This window comes from Alkalimarinus coralli (assembly GCF_023650515.1).
Lineage (GTDB): Bacteria > Pseudomonadota > Gammaproteobacteria > Pseudomonadales > Oleiphilaceae > Alkalimarinus > Alkalimarinus coralli.
Genome location: NZ_CP096016.1, coordinates 372,605 through 389,987, shown reverse-complemented (window position 1 = coordinate 389,987; position 17,383 = coordinate 372,605). Strand labels below are relative to the sequence as shown.

Here is a 17,383-nt window from a genome sequence, read left to right as displayed (position 1 = left end):
ATGATTTTTCGCCACTTTCGGTCAACTTGGTAAGATGTGGGATTCCATTTAATTCTTCCCTAATCACTCGAGAAAGCCTAAAACACACCTTGTGAAAAATTGAATTCTTCCGCGAAGAAAGCTATTTAATTCTTCCCTATAGGTTTTTAGACTGCTTAATATTTCCCAATCGTAACGCATTAATTATATTGAGGAATTCAGGGATTTTTCAATAGCATTTTTTTACGTTCAATAGGTCACAAAACTAAATTGAGACACCTGACTTGTTAAAAAATAGGTCGTGACCAGAGCATACAGATGCCTAGCAGGACTTAGGAGTAAAAGTGCCAGAAAAAGGCGCTGGCACTACTTATATTTTCGCTGAATAATACTAACTTCAAATCGCATAGTGATATTTGGAGCTGATGAATAGCGGTCATAAGAACAGAGTCAACTTTCATCGAAACCTTACATTACCTAAAATGGGAAAGCCGAAATAAAGCGAGCATTCTCTTCAGGTCTGAAGGCAATTCTGTTTCTCTAACATTTACGACCTACTAGTCTGGCACAAACCTTTTTTTAATGGTTACCGCATGCTCAATTACTAAAATATAGTAATATACCTTGAGAGGTGAAAATCATGGCACGAACAACCAGTATCAATTTAGGTGATCACTTCACCGATTTTTTAATCGAACTGACTAACAGCGGGCGTTACGGCTCAGCAAGCGAAGCTGTTAGAGCTGCTTTGCGCTTGCTCGAAACAAGAAGAAGCCAAGATAACAGCCTTGGAAAACGCTTTAGTTGAGGGTGAGAAAAGCGGTGAAAGTAGCCGCCCCATCAACGATATCGTCGCAGAAGTCATTGCCCAGTGCAAAACAGGCTTACATGCCGAATAGTTATACAAAATCCAAGTGTGCTGATAGAGATGTTGTCGATATAACGGTCCGTAGCTTCAATGACTTTGGTGACGTCTGAAGCTAAATTCAAGACTGTATGGTCTGGTTCGAGCCGATATATCTGACTCCGATACGGCTGACTCCATAATCAACTTTCAGAGAAGGTACTTTCCTACCGCTATAAAAATTAGCGCAAAACTTATTCCAACCACCAAATCCACATAAGGATTTCTAATAGAAATTTTTAACGTATCCTCGGTTAGCTTCGCCATCAGTTCAAGCTGCTGAGTATGAATTTTCTGCCTCATTTCAAACTGCTTGATTTCTTCCGGTGATAGATTTGACATAGTACTTGTGCCCTTAATGTTTTGAATCATAACCAACACGTATACAAAACTTATGGTCTGAGTATAAACTGACCATATTACTACAACAAGGTACAAGATTTACCAGGTATACCGTGAACGCCTCGGCTGTGACCACACCTTTTCATACAATTCCTCTCGTCCAATTTTTATAAAACTCATACTCCCTCCCAAAACAAATGCTAATCATTTTGATGATAACAACAAATACTATTGACCATAATATAAACCTACTTTATTATCCCTACATAACATAGGCAGATTAAATCTCGAGTCGCTTCAAAGATTAGAATAAAACCAAGAACAAAAAGGATCGGTCTGTATGCCTCAATCTTCTTTAGAAGAACTCAGTCAATCGCAGAAAGAGCGACTGTTTCATATCGACTTCAAGCTCCGCTTTCTGGGGCTGATCAATCGTAACGACCTTGTGACGCGCTTTGGTATCAAGCAAGCTGCGGCAACCCGCGATATTGCCTTATACAAAGAACTTGCGCCAAACAACCTGACCTACGACACCAAAGCTAAAACCTATTTTCAAGCAGATAAGTACAAGCCCCTATTTGAATGCAGTGGTACTCAAGCTCTATGTGCACTAAGCCAAGGTCTGGGCGATGATTCAGTTAGCCAACCCTCCTCATTGATTGAGACGGATATACCTTCAGCTCTAAATACACCGAATTTAGATGTACTCGCCGAAATCACTAAGGCTATATTCCAAGAAAAGGCATTAAAGATTGAATATCGTTCTCTATCAAGTGGTTTGACTAAAAGAGAGATCGTTCCCTTCGCACTAGTCGATAACGGCTTACGTTGGCACATCCGTGCGTTTGATAGAAAGTCAGAAAGTTTTAGAGATTTCGTCTTAAACCGAGTATCAAAGCCAAAACGCTTGAGCGATGACATACCCAAGGAACAAACGCGCGAAGCAGATATTCAGTGGAACCGAATCGTGGAAATGCATCTAGTGCCACATCCAAACTTAAAACACCCGAAAACAATCGAAACAGAATATGCGATGACAGGCGGTGTATTAAACATTCAGGTACGCGCCGCTGTTGCGGGCTATGTATTAAGAAAGTGGAATGTAGACTGTACCGAGGACCATTCCCTTAACTCGCCAGAAACTCACCTCTGGTTAAAGAACACTCAAACATTATATGGAGTATCGAATCTCGAGATCGCTCCAGGATATCAAAAGAATTAACGAAACAAGGATTGAAATTCACAATGAACAACGCAGATCAACAGTTTTTACGAGATCTTGATATTAAGCTATGGGCTTCAGCAGATAAACTTCGTAACGCCTTAGATGCAGCAAACTATAAACATGTTGTACTAGGCCTTATCTTCTTGAAATATGTATCCGATGCATTTGAGGAGCGCCAGCAAGAACTTAGCCAGCTTTTCACTGAGGACAACAGCGACGACAACATCTACTACATGCCACGCGAAGATTACGAGTCTGACGAAGAGTATAACAAAGCGGTAAATACCGAACTTGAATTACACGAATACTACCAAGAAAAAAATGTTTTTTGGGTACCCAAGCAAGCGCGTTGGGAGTTTTTAAAAAGCTCTGCTGCGCTTCCAATCGGCACTGAAATTGAACTAGAAAGCGGTGATAAATTCAAACTCACCTCTATCTCAAAGCTGATAGACAACGCCCTAGAATCCATCGAAACCTACAAGATTGATGACAAGCTCGCCAACCCGAAGCTAAAAGGTGTTTTACCGAGGGTTGGGCGCTATGAAGTAGACAACCACAACTTAACTGAGCTTATCAATAAGTTCTCAGATACCAGTTTCCGCAATCCAGAATATAAGGGGCAAAAGCTAGACCTTCATAGCAAAGATATTCTTGGTCATGTGTACGAGTACTTCCTTGGGCAATTCGCATTAGCAGAAGGCAAGCAAGGCGGCCAATACTACACCCCAAAAAGCATTGTTACGCTCATTGTTGAAATGCTAGAGCCCTATCAAGGTCGCGTGTATGACCCCGCCATGGGAGCCGGTGGATTTTTTGTCAGCAACGATAAATTTATCGAAGCCCATGCCGCTGAAAAGCACTATAACGCAGCCGAACAACGCAAGCATATTTCTGTATATGGCCAGGAGAGCAACCCAACAACCTGGAAGCTAGCTGCGATGAATATGGCTATTCGCGGCATTGATTTTAATTTTGGCAAAAAGAATGCGGATACTTTCTTGGATGATCAGCATCCAGACCTGCGTGCTGACTACGTAATGGCCAACCCACCTTTCAATATCAAAGACTGGTGGCATGCAAAACTAGAGGAGGATGTACGCTGGAAATACGGTACACCTCCTGCTGGAAACGCCAACTACGGTTGGATCCAGCATATGCTGCATCACCTTAACGATAACGGCTCGATGGGCTTATTGTTGGCGAATGGCTCCATGAGTTCAAATACCAACAATGAGGGTGAAATCAGAAAGTCTCTAATTCTAGGTAATACAGAAAATAGCGTCCCCGGTGATCTTATTGAATGTATGGTGGCTTTACCCGGACAGCTATTTACCAACACTCAAATTCCAGCCTGTATTTGGTTCTTAACTAAAAACAAAAAAGGCGGCAATGGCAAACGCGACCGTCGCGGCGAAACCTTATTTATCGATGCTAGAAACCTAGGCTTCTTAAAAGATCGTGTCTTGAGAGACTTTACAGACGAAGACATTGCCAAAATTGCTGACACATTCCATGCCTGGCAAAAAGGTGAGAATTACGAAGACATTAAAGGCTTCTGTTATTCCGCATCAATTGATGACCTTAAAAAACACGACTTTGTATTAACACCGGGTCGATATGTGGGAGCAGCCGATATCGACACAGACGATGAGCCATTCCCAGAAAAAATGCAGCGTTTGACAGCGCTACTTAAGTCCCAGTTTGAAGAATCCGATCGATTAGAAAAATCGATTAAGGACAATTTAGCGGGGATTGGTTATGAGCTGTAATTGGCCAACAGTAAAACTTGGTGACTATTGCAATAAGATAGGCAGTGGAGCAACTCCAAGAGGTGGAGCAAGCGTCTACATGGATGAAGGTGAAATCTGCCTAATAAGAAGCCAGAACGTATACAACGAGGGATTCAACCCCAATGGGCTAGTTTATATCGATGAAGAGGCAGCAAAGAAGCTTAAAAATGTTACCGTAGAAGAGAATGATGTTCTCCTGAATATTACTGGTGATTCTGTCGCTCGAGTTTGCCTCGCAAAGTCAAACTTCTTGCCAGCTAGGGTCAATCAGCATGTTGCTATTATACGTCCGGACGAAAAGGAATTTGACTCAAGGTTTATTAGATACCTACTAGCTTCTCCAGCCTATCAAAACATCTTACTTTCCATAGCAGCAGTTGGCGCAACAAGAAATGCACTAACAAAAGGAATGATTGAAAACCTTGATGTGGTAAAACCTCCTATTGAGCAACAAATCGAGATAGCCGATAAATTAGAAGCATTAGAGAATAAAATAGACATCAACTCAGAAACCAACCAAACACTAGAACAAATCGCCCAAGCATTGTTTAAAAGTTGGTTTGTCGACTTTGATCCGATCAAAGAAAAAATTGCGGTTCTAGAGGCTGGCGGAACAGCTGAAGAAGCAGAGCTTGCCGCAATGAGCATGATTGCAGCCAAAAGCTCCGAACAATTAGCTGAGTTAAAGCAATCAAAACCTGATGCCTATGAGCAACTAGCTCAAACCGCTGCGCTCTTTCCATCAGCGATGCAGGAATCAGAGCTTGGGGATATTCCGAAAGGTTGGACTGAGAAACCGCTTGGAAGCCTAATAGATTTCATGACTGGTTTCGCTTTTAAAAGCAAGCAGTTTTCGGACAGTGGTGTGAGGCTGGCACGAGGGGACAATGTTAAGGAAGGCAAGTTCTATTGGGGGGATAAGTCTAGATTCTGGCCTTCCATATCAGCCGAAATAGAAAAATACCAGCTCAAATCTGGAGATATTCTTATTGGAATGGATGGTTCTAAAGTTGGTAAAAACTGGGTGAGAGTCAATAGCTCAGATTTACCTTGCCTATTAGTTCAACGAGTTGCTCGGTTAAGAGAAAATGGCCAGATTGGGAGTTCGATGCTCGAAGTTATAGTCGGTGGGAATAGTTTTAAGCGATATGTCGATAATGTAAAGACTGGAACATCAATTCCTCACATAAGTGGAAAGCAGATAAAGGATATGCCAGTTCTTTGCCCAGACGATGGTGGGAGTTTATTTCAAGAGTTTGAAAGATTGCTTTCACCATTAGCAGAGAGAAAAGGGAATAACATTTCTGAAAACCTAACCCTTCAAGGGATGCGCGACACACTATTACCTAAACTTATATCCGGTGAACTTGAAAGGGGGTAGATATGGAATACTTGACCCCACAATTTCACGAGTACCTCAATGAAGAAGGAGATGTAGAGATTGCAGGTAATACCTTTCGTCGAGATAGGATCCTAATAAGCCTTGAAGAAAAAGGTTATCAAGAAGCGTTTGTTGATTGGTTACAACAGAGGCAGGAAGAAAACATCAATCGTGCAGATGAAATATTAGGTCTGTACGACAATCAACGTCGATTTAATAAGCTTAAAGAAATATATGCTCGGGGCGCGATTATCCCTTTTGTCGGTGCAGGTATGTCCATGCCAAGTGACTACCCTGGCTGGACAAAATTTCTGTATCAAGTTCTTGATGAAACAACTGTCAATAAAGATGCTTTTAACTCAACAATCGAAGATGGCCAATATGAAGAAGCAGCGCAAATGCTCAGCGACGCTTTACCTGCAGGCTGCTTTCTTGAGTATGTTGAAAATGCATTTGGTGCTAATCAAGAGATTTGGGGCGTGGTGCAGCGTTTGCCACTGATATTTAAACAAGCAGTGGTAACAACAAATTTTGATAATGTGCTCACCCGGTGCTACGAGAACGCTAACTTCAATTTTGAAGAAGAGTTACTCGGCCCTGCGGCTGAAGAACTTCCAAGAGCTTTAGGAGAAAACAAGCGGGTATTGGTCAAGCTGCATGGCAAAGCAGGTTCCTCTCGTAACCGCATACTTACCAAAAACGAGTACGACAACCACTACCAAGATGATCAGGCATTAGAAGCGGTAATAGAGGCAATTAGCAATCGTACGCTGTTGTTTTTGGGTTGTAGCCTGACCATTGATCGGACTATTCAATGTTTAAGCCGTATTGTCGATCGCAAAGGACATGAAAATGTTCCGCGTCACTATGCATTTTTAAAGCTCAATGAAGGTGAAGACAGGCTTGCGAGAAGAGATCAATTAGCGGCGGCCAATATCTATCCTATTTGGTATACCGAAGATCATGACGAATCAATTGAAGCCTTATTGGAAAAGCTAACAGAGGGAGTAAATCAATGAACGAAGAACAATTAGAAAACCTCTGCTTAGACTGGTTTCGAGAAGGCGGCTGGGATGTACTGCATGGGCCCGACATTGCACCCGACAAGGTGAATGGCGAAGCCAGAGAGGGCACCCTGGGGTGTAGCGCAACACCGATGCGCTCGGATTATGCGCAAGTAGTGCTGGATGGCCAATTGCTTGATGCATTTAAGCGAATAAACAAACATATCCCTGCAGACCAAATTGACAGCTGCTATGAGCAGTTGAAAACTATAGCCCTTAAGCCCGAAAGCTTGGATCTGATTACTAATAATCGAGCCTTTCATCGGCTATTGCTTGAAGGCGTCCCCGTTGAATTTAAACAAGACGATGGAGAGTCTTCAACGGGTGGAGAGCCAGTTTCGGATCACGCATTTCTAATCGACTTTGAAAATCTCGCAAACAACCAGTTTTCGGTCGTCAACCAATTTACCATTTCGGGCACCAAACAGCCGCGCCGACCTGACGTTATTTGTTTTATCAACGGCTTGCCCATTGCCGTGCTGGAACTCAAAAGCCCCAGCGATGAAAACGCCGACATTTGGGATGCCTTCAACCAATTACAAACCTACAAAGACGAAATCGCAGACCTGTTTATTTTTAACGAGGCATTAGTCGTCAGTGATGGCTACACCGCCAGAGTGGGCTCGCTAACCGCCAACCAAGAGCGCTTTATGCCGTGGCGTACTATTAAGCATGAAGATGACAAGCCTTTGCTTGAATGGCAGCTAGAAACCATGGTGCGCGGTTTTTTTGACAGAGAGTTGCTGCTGGATTACATACGCTTTTTTGTGTTGTTTGAAACCGATGGCGAAGCAATTATCAAAAAAATTGCGGGCTATCATCAGTTTCATGCCGTGCGAGAAGCAGTAAAAGCCACAGTGATTGCGGCACAGAATATCGGCGGCATCAGCGAAAAACGCGCGAACTATGGCGATGAGGTGGTGCCCGGCAGCAAAAAAGCCGGTGTGGTGTGGCACACCCAGGGCAGCGGTAAAAGCATTTCGATGTGTTGCTATGCGGGTAAATTGCTGCAACAGCCGGCCATGAACAACCCAACCCTTATTGTGGTAACTGACCGCAACGACCTGGACGGCCAATTGTTTGAAACCTTCAGCAATGCGGTTGAACTGCTGAAACAAACCCCGGTAAAGGCGGGCAACCGCGATGAGCTAAGGCAGTTACTGGCCGAGCGTGAATCGGGCGGTATTATTTTTACCACGGTGCAAAAATTTGCGCTGCTGGACGATGAAAGCCACCACCCAATTTTGAATGACCGACACAATATTGTAGTGGTGTCGGATGAGGCACACCGCAGCCAATACGGTTTAAAAGCCCAGTTAAACAAAGACACCGGCGAGTATAAATTTGGCTATGCCAAACACATGCGCGATGCCTTGCCCTTTGCCTCGTTTATTGGCTTTACCGGCACCCCCATATCGCAAGAAGATAAAGACACCCGCGCCGTGTTTGGTGGTTATGTATCTATTTACGATATTCAAGATGCGGTGGACGATGGTGCAACGGTACCTATTTATTATGAATCGCGCCTGGCCAAGCTAGATTTAAACCACGATGAAATCGCTGCTTTGTCTGACCAAGTGGATGAAGTAGTAGAAGACGAAGAAGACGTAAGTTCGCGCGAGAAAACCAAAGGCGAGTGGAGCCGGCTTGAAAAGCTGGTAGGTGCCACCCCGCGCTTACAACAAATTGCCGCCGACATTGTTGAGCACTTTGAAACCCGCAATGCCAGCATGGATGGCAAAGCCATGATTGTGGGTATGAGCCGTGATATTTGCGCGCATCTATACAACGAGATTGTAGACCTTCGGCCCCAGTGGCATTCAGACGACCCAGAAAAAGGCGCCATCAAAATTGTGATGACAGGTAGCGCCTCTGACAAGCCCTTATTGCAGCCGCACATCTACAACAAGAAAACAAAAAAACGCTTGGAGAAGCGCTTTAAAGACGTGAACGACCCGCTAAAGCTGGTGATTGTGCGCGATATGTGGCTTACCGGTTTTGATGCCCCTTGCTGCCACACCATGTATATCGACAAGCCCATGAAGGGCCATAACCTGATGCAGGCCATTGCCCGTGTTAACCGGGTGTTCAAGAACAAGCCTGGCGGCTTGGTGGTTGATTACATCGGCATTGCCAATGAGCTTAAACAGGCCCTGAAAACTTATACCGATTCCAAAGGTAAAGGCGAACCCACACTTAATGCTGAAGAAGCCTTTGCGATTCTTCTTGAAAAACTCGATGCCATTCGAGGCATGTTTGCCAAGACACCTAAATCAGATGGCCTAGACATATCAGGCTTCGAATCAGAAGCGCATAAGATACTAGTGCCCGCTGCCAACTATGTACTCGGATTGGAAGATGGTAAAAAACGCTTTCTTGATCTGGTGTTAGCCGCAAGCAAGGCTTACTCGCTTTGTAGCACATTGGATGAAGCGAAAGATCTGCGCAAAGAAATTGCTTTCTACTCGGCAATTAAAGCGGCGATCAGCAAGTTCACCAGTGTGGATAAAAAACGGACTCAAGAAGAGAAAAACTCCGCATTAAAGCAAATTTTAGACAATGCAGTCATCGCAGAAGGTGTTGCGGATGTATTTGCATTGTGTGGTTTGGAAAAGCCAAATATCGGCTTGCTGTCGGATGAATTTCTTGAAGATGTTCGGCAGATGCCAGAGAAAAACTTGGCGGTTGAATTATTAGAGAAGCTCCTCAAAGACGATATAAAAGCCAAAACAAGAAACAACGTAGTTCAAGAAAAGAAATATGCAGACAGACTGCAGGAGACACTTCGAAAATATAACAACCGCGCTATTGAAACGGCTCAGGTTATTGAAGAGCTCATTCAAATGGCCAGAGAGTTTCAAGAGGAAATGGAGCGTGAAGCTAACCTCGGGCTAAATCCAGATGAAATTGCCTTCTACGATGCGCTAGCAAATAACGAAAGCGCAGTGCGCGAATTGGGTGATGAAATACTCAAGAAAATTGCTGTCGAGATAACCGAAAAGCTTAGACGATCGACGACTGTGGACTGGCAAGTTAGAGACAGCGTCAGAGCCAAATTAAAGATACTCGTTCGCCGCACGTTACAGCGATGGAAGTACCCGCCTGACAAGGCTGCTGAAGCGGTAGAGCTTGTATTAAAGCAAGCTGAAACCCTGTCCAATTCCTGGACAAAATAATAACAAAGTGAGCTCTTATAAAAGAAACTGGGGCGTGACTAAAGACAGGTGTATCCAGAAATGATTAATGAAGCAAAATATGACATGAGAAGTTTTGTTCTAAACCAAATCTCCAGTAAGAAGATTAGTGTAGATGATTCGAAGGCTGAACAAATCATTGAGCAGATCAATGCTGCTGTATCGGATGCATCCCAATACACCGACTGGGAAGTGAAGAGCAACATTCATGCAGAGTTAAAAATACGCTTACGCTCGATTCTGGATAAGCATCAACTGCCTATTGTCGATGAAGTATTTGAGGAGGTTCTCTCAAGGGCAAAAAGTACCGCAGGCAGCCCTAAGTCATTTTGGTTTGTTGGAGCGTCCTACGGCAAAGGTAGTGAAGATCAAACTGAACGTTTTCTCAACGATGGCGTTTGGCAAAATGGCTATGAAGATAAATATCTCGATGTAGTCCGTAGTATGCAGCCGGGCGACAAGATTGCCATTAAATCGTCATATACACGAAAGCGAGAGCTCCCTTTTGATAATAAAGGCCAGACTGTTTCAGTAATGGGGATCAAAGCTATTGGTGTGATTACCCGTAATCATGGCGATGGCCGGTTTGTCGACGTTGAATGGCAACCACGCTTTGAGCCTGTTAATGAATGGTATTTCTATACCAATCGCAGCACGATTTGGCGCGTTTCTCCTGATGATTGGATGACAGAGGGCCTTATTGACTTCACTTTCAATAATAAACCCCAGGATATAGATCGTTTTCGCAATGCCCCCTATTGGAAAGAGCGCTTCGGTGATACCCCTGTCGACAAGCAGCGTTTTAAGTGGACCCAATTTTACGAGGAATTTGCCGACAAGCTATTAGCTTACAAGGATGATCGAGCTTCTTTAATGGCAGCCATCCACGATTTACCGAACAAAATTGAAAGCATTTCTGTCCTTCAAGATCAGCCTGAGGAAGGCACAAAAGAATTGCTAAGTGATATTTGCCCATTTACCGTCTTCGGCCTGTTTAACCGGGGCATTACTGATGCTAACCGAATAGCCATCGCAAACGAGCTTGCTGTTTTTTTGAAAGTTGAAACGCCAGTGCCTAATTCCTTTGAAGGTATCCCTGTTGTTAATAATCAGCGCTCTTGGTTTTTTGGATACAAATACCGACGGGGTGAACACGACATTGATACATTATGGAACCTTTTTGAGGCTGCCATAGAACACGCTAATAACTCAGAAACTGATACCGCAGAGGCTCTGTACGACGCTTATGAAACGGCGACTACATGCTGGGGAACCGGCTGGAACCTTTCAATGGGCCTCTATTGGATTCGACCATGGAAGTATTTGACACTTGATGGCCAATCACAGACATACATCACTAAAAAGCTGGGTTTAGAAATAGGCAAGAATGGCGAAAAAGGCCGCTGTAGCTCGAAAGATTACTTCGGCCTGATTGATGATCTAGAAACACGGTTTCAAGAGGACGCCTACCCCGTACACTCTTTTCCAGAACTGTCGCTGTCGGCCTGGCTGTTTAAGGACACCGACACATCCGCGCATCCGAATGCTACTGACCTTGATGATGAGGAGCTATCGGCAGAAGAAGACGAAGTTTCTGTTCAGACTGCGCCTATTGAACCTTATACAATTGACGACATCATTGCCGATGGTTGTTTTCTTGAAAGAGACAGCATCGCAAAGATAATTACTCAACTTAGGCATAAGAAAAACCTAATTCTCCAAGGCCCTCCGGGAACTGGTAAGACATGGCTTGCAAAGAAACTTGCATATGCGTTAATGGGCCAAAAGGACGAAAACTCTCTGCGTGCTGTTCAGTTTCACCCCAATCTATCATATGAAGATTTTGTGCGTGGTTGGAGACCATCAGGCGAAGGAAAACTAACTCTCGTTGATGGCCCATTTCTGGAAATGATTAATGAAGCCAAAAAAGATGCGAGCATCAAACACGTTGTCGTTATCGAAGAAATTAACAGAGGAAACCCTGCTCAGATTTTTGGCGAAATGCTCACATTATTAGAGGCTGACAAGCGTACGCCAAGCGAAGCTTTAGAGCTTAGTTATCGTCGAGCTGAAGGCGAAAGAATCCATATTCCCGCTAACCTTTATGTTATAGGCACTATGAATATTGCCGACCGTTCATTAGCACTTGTTGACCTTGCGCTACGTCGCCGATTCGCATTTTTTGATCTTAAGCCAGCGCTCGGTGAGGCATGGCGCAACTGGGTTCATAGTAAGGCTGGTATTGATAACGATTTTTTGCAGTTAATTGAGCAGCGCATAGTCTCACTAAATAACGAGATCTCAAAAGATCGTAACTTGGGTCCTCAGTTTAAAATCGGCCACAGTTATGTAACACCACCGTTAAATACCAAGATTGAAGATGCTGCAGCATGGTTTCAAGGTGTCGTAGAAACTGAAATTGGGCCGCTTCTTGAAGAATACTGGTTTGACGATATAGAACGCGCTATCAAATCCAAAGACGCTTTGGTTGAAGGCATCTAATGTCTGCCGTTATTGAAGCGCAAACCCAAACCACATCGTCGAGACGATTAGGAAAGATTCCTGTTCGCAACCTGTGGTTGTTAATGCTCTATGCTTCAGATCTTTATCGCCACCTTGGCACCAATAAAGTCGACGTAGAAGACAACCCAGAAGACATAGCCGATTTGGTTGCCGAGATTCTCTGCCATCAAGTTGAAGAGCGTATGATGCGAAATTTAAGCTATGGGTATGAATCGAAAGTTGCTGTAATCAGTCGAGTTCGTGGACGCATAGATACCCTAACCACCGAGCGGCAAAGGCTACTTGAAAAAGGAAAGGTATGCTGTCGTTTTGATGAGTTAACGGTAGATACTCCGCGTAATCGCTATGTTAGATCTGCATTAGAACGTTTATCAAAGCTGAATATTAAAACAACTCTTGCGCATAAATGCCGAGCCTTAATGCTGAGTTTAGAACGTCTAGGCGTAAGCAAGGCAAAGCCAATAAATTACAGCGGAAAGTCGGAAAGATTTGGTCGCCATGATATTAGCGATCAGAAGATGGTTGCTGCAGCCGATTTGGCTTTTTCACTCGCTTTACCCACAGAGTTTGACGGTCAATTTCATCTAACAGCTCCTGACACTCAAAAAGAGTGGCTTAGAAAATTGTTTGAAAAAGCTGTAGCGGGTTTTTATGCCGTAGCACTAGATAAAAAAGAGTGGCGGGTGTTGGCTGGCAAACAGTTTGATTGGCAGATATCAGATAAAAGTTCAGGGATCGATGAAATTCTTCCCAGCATGAAAACAGACATCATTATTGATAATCGTTCATCAGATAAGCGTTTGGTAATCGACACAAAATTCAATTCAGTGACCGCCAAAGGTTGGCATAGGGAAGAGACTCTTCGCAGTGGTTATATCTACCAAATGTATACTTACCTTAGAAGCCAGGAAGACACTTCGGACCCCAAATCACTTGAAAGCATTGGCATGTTACTTCACCCGACAGTAGATAAAGAAGTCGCTGAGATGGTAACAATTCAAGGCCACCCAATATGGTTTTGCACTGTTAATTTAGGTGAGTCAGCTATATCAATCAGAGAACGCCTACTTGTTCTTTTACAAAAGAGTTTCCAGGAGAAAAAATAATGGTCACATTCGATCAACTTATGCTGCCGCTATTAAAGGCATTAGTAAACCTTGGAGGCTCAGGCAGCATCGACGAAATATACGAAGAAGTTGTCGAGCTTGAAAAGTTTGATGAAGAAACGCTAGCAGTTCTGCACAACCCCGAAAAAAGCAGCCAAACAGAGATTGGCTATCGATTAGCTTGGGCCAGAACCTACCTTAAAAAAGCAGGCTATCTGGAAAACTCTTCTCGTGGTGTATGGGCGTTAACTGATAAGGCCAAGCAAGCCCCGGAAATTGATAGCCGAGATATCGTTAACTTTGTCCGTTCGATGGACAAGAAGACTAGTGACAAAACTGTAGACCCCAGCGACCCATCTTCGTCAGTTGACGATTCTCCTGAAGAAGCACTTGCCTGGCGAGAGAAGTTGCATCATGTTTTGATTGAGGAAATGAGCCCCGACGCATTTGAGCGACTCACTCAAAGATTGTTACGTGAGTCTGGCTTTGTTCATGTGGAAGTGACCGGCAGGACGGGTGATGGAGGCATTGATGGAAAAGGTATAGCCCGTATAAATGGATTGATGAGCTTTCATATCGCCTTCCAGTGCAAGAAATACAAAGGCTCTGTTGGTGCCCCAGAAATACGTGATTTTAGAGGCGCTACAGTTGGCCGGGCGGACCGGGGCATGTTCATTACGACAGGCAGTTTTACTAAAGCCGCGATTGAAGAAGCAAACAGAGATGGCGCGGCTCCTATTGATTTGGTCGATGGAGACCAGCTAGCTGACAAACTGAAAGAGCTTTCACTTGGAATCAAAACAGAACTCGTTGAAAAAGTTACCGTCGAGCCTGACTGGTTTTTAACCTTGTAATATGGTTATTTTCGATATTGAAGCCTCCGGGCTACATCCAGAAAGCTACCCCATAGAAATAGCTTGGCAAGATTCTAACGAGCCTAGTCATTTCGATAGCTTCTTTATCCGTCCCACAAGTAATTGGACTTACTGGGATGATTACGCTGAAACCGAAATCCATTGCACATCCCGTGACACAATTGTTGCGCAAGGCATCTCAGTAGAAGACGCATGTCTGAGATTAAACCAGTCTCTTAAAGAAAAGATCATCTATTCAGACGCTATCGAATACGATAGACATTGGATGATGAAATTATTTGATGAAGCAGGAGTTAAACCTACTTTTAACTTTGGCTCAGTCTTAGATACGTTACCAGAGGACGGAGAGTTTAGATTAAGCCAATTAACTGAAACCGCATATATAAAACACCGAGCTCTCGACGATGCTAGACAAATCGCCGGATGGGTGGATCAACTAATAAATGAAAAATAAAAAATTCACTCAGAAAGATCCTTAACCAAATCTGAAATAGCTTTAGCAGGCTCCAAATCAAGTGACTTAGCAATATCAATCAGCTCAATCAAATCGATATTTCGATCACCACCCTCGTATTTAGAAACATAAGATTGTGGTCGCCCAAGCTTTTCAGCAAGCTCTTGCTGCCTAATATTCTGACTCTTCCGAAGCTCTCGAAGCATAGACTGCAATTTCTCATATCTCGGGTCTTGCTTGTTCACTATTTCTATCTCTGTTGAATAAATAAATTGTATCTGGCTGAGAAGAAATGCAAGGCAAAAATAGCGAAGTTTTGTGCTGCGTTTAGCTGCCGTTTCTGAAGGTTACTTTTTAATCAAAAAGTCGAAATAGGTCGATTTCTTGAATGGTGAGTAACATACCCTTGAAAATCCTGTTTCATGACCGTAGACACGCAAGCAAAACGCAGCGACACGTCTATGAAACAGTACGACAAGTTAAACGAAACGGCATAGTAAGACTAAACCTCTGCCATATCCCCCTTCTCTTCTAACCAGCTCTTGCGATCTGACGCCCGTTTTTTACCCAGCAGCATATCCATGATTTCATCGGTGCCATCTTCGTCTTCGACCCTTAGCTGCACCAGCCGACGGGTATCTCTCGCCATGGTGGTTTCCCTGAGCTGTAGGGGGTTCATTTCACCCAGCCCTTTAAATCGGGTAACTTGAATTTTGCCACGCTTTTTTTCTGCCTCAATGCGGTCAAGAATGCCTTGTCGTTCACCTTCATCCAGTGCGTAAAAGACTTCCTTGCCAATATCAATTCGGTATAGCGGCGGCATCGCAACATAGATATGGCCCGCTTCAACCAAAGGCCGGTAGTGTTTTAAGAAAAGGGCACAAAGCAACGTTGCGATATGCAAACCATCGGAATCGGCATCAGCCAGTATGCAAATTTTCCCGTAGCGCAGTGATTCCAGGTTTTCAGCTCCCGGGTCTACGCCGATGGCCACTGAAATATCATGAACTTCCTGCGACGCCAGTATCTGATCGGAGTCGACCTCCCAGGTATTCAGGATTTTACCTCGAAGCGGCATAATCGCCTGGTCATTTCTATCCCGCGCCTGCTTGGCCGAGCCACCGGCTGAATCACCCTCGACCAGAAACAGCTCAGATCGCATCGCATCTGCACCGGAGCAGTCCGCCAGTTTACCCGGCAGAGCAGGCCCGCTGGTCACCTTCTTTCTGGCAACTTTTTTACTCGCCTTAAGCCTGCGCTGTGCGTTGGAAATGCAGACTTCTGCCAGTCGTTCCGCTTCGTCGGTATGCTGGTTTAACCACAAGCTAAAGCTGTCTTTCGCAACACCTGAAATAAACGCAGCGGCCTCCCGCGACGAGAGTCTCTCTTTGGTCTGACCTGAGAACTGAGGGTCTTGCAACTTGGCCGATAGAACAAAACAGCACTTATCCCAGATATCTTCCGGGCCGAGTTTTATGCCACGGGGCAGCAGATTTCTGAATTCGCAGAACTCACGCATGGCTTCCAACAAGCCGGTTCGAAGGCCATTAACATGGGTTCCGCCTTGTGCGGTAGGTATAAGGTTAACGTAGCTCTCCTGAACTTGCTCTCCCCCTTCTGGCAACCACTGTACCGCCCAGTCGACTGCTTCGGTATTACCAGCTAACGAGCCGGTAAATGGTTCAGATGGGCAGGTTTCATATTCGTTAGTGGCTGCTCTGAGGTAATCTTTTAGCCCATCCTCGTAGTACCACTCGTCCTTATCACCGGTTGCTTTGTTATGAAAAGTGACTTTCAACCCCGGGCACAATACCGCTTTGGCACGAAGAACATGTCTTAGACGGCTTAATGAGAATTTGGCTGAGTCAAAGTATTTCGGATCTGGGTGAAAGGTGACCGTGGTTCCAGTGTTTCGTTTGCCAACCGTATCGATCACTTCCAGATCCGAGGTTTTTTCTCCATCTGCAAAGGTAATTCGATGGAGTTTTGAATCTCGCTTGATCAACACTTCCAGTTTGGTAGAGAGAGCGTTAACGACCGATACACCAACGCCATGCAGACCGCCGGAGAAATTGTAGTTGTCATTGGAGAACTTACCACCTGCGTGCAGGCGGGTCAGTATTAGCTCAACCCCAGGAACCCCTTCTTCTGAATGCACATCAACGGGCATTCCGCGGCCATCATCTGAGGCAGAGAGCGAACCATCTTCATAGAGAACAACATCAATTTTGGTGGCGTGCCCGGCTAGCGCTTCATCGACGCTGTTATCAATCACTTCCTGGGCAAGGTGGTTCGGGCGGGTTGTGTCGGTATACATCCCCGGTCGCTTTCGCACGGGGTCCAAGCCACTGAGAACTTCTATCGAGTCTGCATTGTAGTTGTTGTTTGTCATATGCTAGAACAGGCACCTGTAGGTATCAAACATAGGCAGGTCTGAAAGACCACGAATAAGCGTTTAAACTGGCCCCTAGCTTATCGAATTACACTGAAAAGGCAATATCGCGATATCAGTAATTCAGCAATATTGCCTCGCATATCTGTTTGTG

General features: G+C 44.5%; 13 protein-coding genes. 10 read left to right on the top strand and 3 right to left on the bottom strand.

What is annotated here, in order from left to right:
- The first annotated feature begins 619 nt into the window (after positions 1-619).
- A complete protein-coding gene (locus MY523_RS21895; RefSeq protein ID WP_338021713.1) occupies positions 620-787 on the top strand; it encodes a type II toxin-antitoxin system ParD family antitoxin in 168 nt (55 codons plus the stop codon).
- A gap of 246 nt (positions 788-1,033) precedes the next feature.
- On the opposite strand, the gene MY523_RS01675 is transcribed toward MY523_RS21895, so the two are convergent.
- The gene (locus tag MY523_RS01675; protein ID WP_250657079.1) at positions 1,034-1,225 is read right to left on the bottom strand and encodes a hypothetical protein; all 192 of its coding nucleotides are present in this window, start codon (positions 1,223-1,225) and stop codon (positions 1,034-1,036) included.
- Positions 1,226-1,565: 340 nt separating this feature from the next.
- On the opposite strand from MY523_RS01675, the gene MY523_RS01670 reads away from it, so the two are divergent.
- The 9 genes from MY523_RS01670 to MY523_RS01630 are packed head-to-tail and all read left to right on the top strand — an operon-like array spanning position 1,566 to position 14,837.
- Positions 1,566-2,447 (top strand): helix-turn-helix transcriptional regulator, encoded by an 882-nt coding sequence (locus tag MY523_RS01670; RefSeq protein ID WP_250657078.1) that lies wholly within the window; start codon positions 1,566-1,568, stop codon positions 2,445-2,447.
- A gap of 23 nt (positions 2,448-2,470) precedes the next feature.
- Positions 2,471-4,219 (top strand): type I restriction-modification system subunit M, encoded by a 1,749-nt coding sequence (locus tag MY523_RS01665; RefSeq protein ID WP_250657077.1) that lies wholly within the window; start codon positions 2,471-2,473, stop codon positions 4,217-4,219.
- Positions 4,209-5,621 (top strand): restriction endonuclease subunit S, encoded by a 1,413-nt coding sequence (locus MY523_RS01660; protein ID WP_250657076.1) that lies wholly within the window; start codon positions 4,209-4,211, stop codon positions 5,619-5,621. The genes MY523_RS01665 and MY523_RS01660 overlap by 11 nt, the downstream gene beginning before the upstream one ends.
- Positions 5,622-5,623: 2 nt before the next feature.
- On the top strand, positions 5,624-6,640 hold the full coding sequence (locus MY523_RS01655) for an SIR2 family protein (RefSeq protein ID WP_250657075.1): 1,017 nt from the start codon (positions 5,624-5,626) through the stop codon (positions 6,638-6,640).
- Positions 6,637-9,861 (top strand): type I restriction endonuclease subunit R, encoded by a 3,225-nt coding sequence (locus MY523_RS01650; RefSeq protein WP_250657074.1) that lies wholly within the window; start codon positions 6,637-6,639, stop codon positions 9,859-9,861. The genes MY523_RS01655 and MY523_RS01650 overlap by 4 nt, the downstream gene beginning before the upstream one ends.
- A gap of 60 nt (positions 9,862-9,921) precedes the next feature.
- The gene (locus MY523_RS01645; protein ID WP_250657073.1) at positions 9,922-12,381 is read left to right on the top strand and encodes an McrB family protein; all 2,460 of its coding nucleotides are present in this window, start codon (positions 9,922-9,924) and stop codon (positions 12,379-12,381) included.
- Positions 12,381-13,508 carry a 5-methylcytosine-specific restriction endonuclease system specificity protein McrC gene (gene mcrC, locus MY523_RS01640; protein ID WP_256470512.1) on the top strand — a complete coding sequence of 376 codons (1,128 nt, stop codon included), beginning with the start codon at positions 12,381-12,383 and terminating at the stop codon, positions 13,506-13,508. The genes MY523_RS01645 and mcrC overlap by 1 nt, the downstream gene beginning before the upstream one ends.
- Positions 13,508-14,362 (top strand): restriction endonuclease, encoded by an 855-nt coding sequence (locus MY523_RS01635; RefSeq protein WP_250657071.1) that lies wholly within the window; start codon positions 13,508-13,510, stop codon positions 14,360-14,362. Before mcrC ends, MY523_RS01635 begins: the two co-directional genes overlap by 1 nt.
- 1 nt (position 14,363) lies before the next feature.
- Positions 14,364-14,837, top strand: coding sequence for a 3'-5' exonuclease (locus tag MY523_RS01630; RefSeq protein WP_250657070.1), 474 nt, complete (start codon positions 14,364-14,366; stop codon positions 14,835-14,837).
- Between the two features lie 5 nt (positions 14,838-14,842).
- Here MY523_RS01630 and MY523_RS01625 read toward each other — a convergent pair whose 3' ends face one another.
- Both MY523_RS01625 and parE read right to left on the bottom strand, forming a co-directional pair.
- Positions 14,843-15,082, bottom strand: coding sequence for a helix-turn-helix domain-containing protein (locus tag MY523_RS01625; RefSeq protein ID WP_250657069.1), 240 nt, complete (start codon positions 15,080-15,082; stop codon positions 14,843-14,845).
- A 257-nt stretch (positions 15,083-15,339) separates the two neighbouring features.
- A complete protein-coding gene (gene parE, locus MY523_RS01620; protein ID WP_250657068.1) occupies positions 15,340-17,229 on the bottom strand; it encodes a DNA topoisomerase IV subunit B in 1,890 nt (629 codons plus the stop codon).
- Positions 17,230-17,383: the final 154 nt, after the last annotated feature.

Bases quoted from the DNA above. Each gene is read 5' to 3' on its own strand.
- MY523_RS01645 (WP_250657073.1), top strand. From the start codon at position 9,922: ATGATTAATGAAGCAAAATATGACATGAGAAGTTTTGTTCTAAACCAA.
- mcrC (WP_256470512.1), top strand. From the start codon at position 12,381: ATGTCTGCCGTTATTGAAGCGCAAACCCAAACCACATCGTCGAGACGA.
- MY523_RS21895 (WP_338021713.1), top strand. From the start codon at position 620: ATGGCACGAACAACCAGTATCAATTTAGGTGATCACTTCACCGATTTT.
- MY523_RS01655 (WP_250657075.1), top strand. From the start codon at position 5,624: ATGGAATACTTGACCCCACAATTTCACGAGTACCTCAATGAAGAAGGA.
- MY523_RS01675 (WP_250657079.1), bottom strand. From the start codon at position 1,225: ATGTCAAATCTATCACCGGAAGAAATCAAGCAGTTTGAAATGAGGCAG.
- MY523_RS01650 (WP_250657074.1), top strand. From the start codon at position 6,637: ATGAACGAAGAACAATTAGAAAACCTCTGCTTAGACTGGTTTCGAGAA.
- MY523_RS01630 (WP_250657070.1), top strand. From the start codon at position 14,364: ATGGTTATTTTCGATATTGAAGCCTCCGGGCTACATCCAGAAAGCTAC.
- MY523_RS01635 (WP_250657071.1), top strand. From the start codon at position 13,508: ATGGTCACATTCGATCAACTTATGCTGCCGCTATTAAAGGCATTAGTA.
- MY523_RS01660 (WP_250657076.1), top strand. From the start codon at position 4,209: ATGAGCTGTAATTGGCCAACAGTAAAACTTGGTGACTATTGCAATAAG.
- MY523_RS01670 (WP_250657078.1), top strand. From the start codon at position 1,566: ATGCCTCAATCTTCTTTAGAAGAACTCAGTCAATCGCAGAAAGAGCGA.
- MY523_RS01665 (WP_250657077.1), top strand. From the start codon at position 2,471: ATGAACAACGCAGATCAACAGTTTTTACGAGATCTTGATATTAAGCTA.
- parE (WP_250657068.1), bottom strand. From the start codon at position 17,229: ATGACAAACAACAACTACAATGCAGACTCGATAGAAGTTCTCAGTGGC.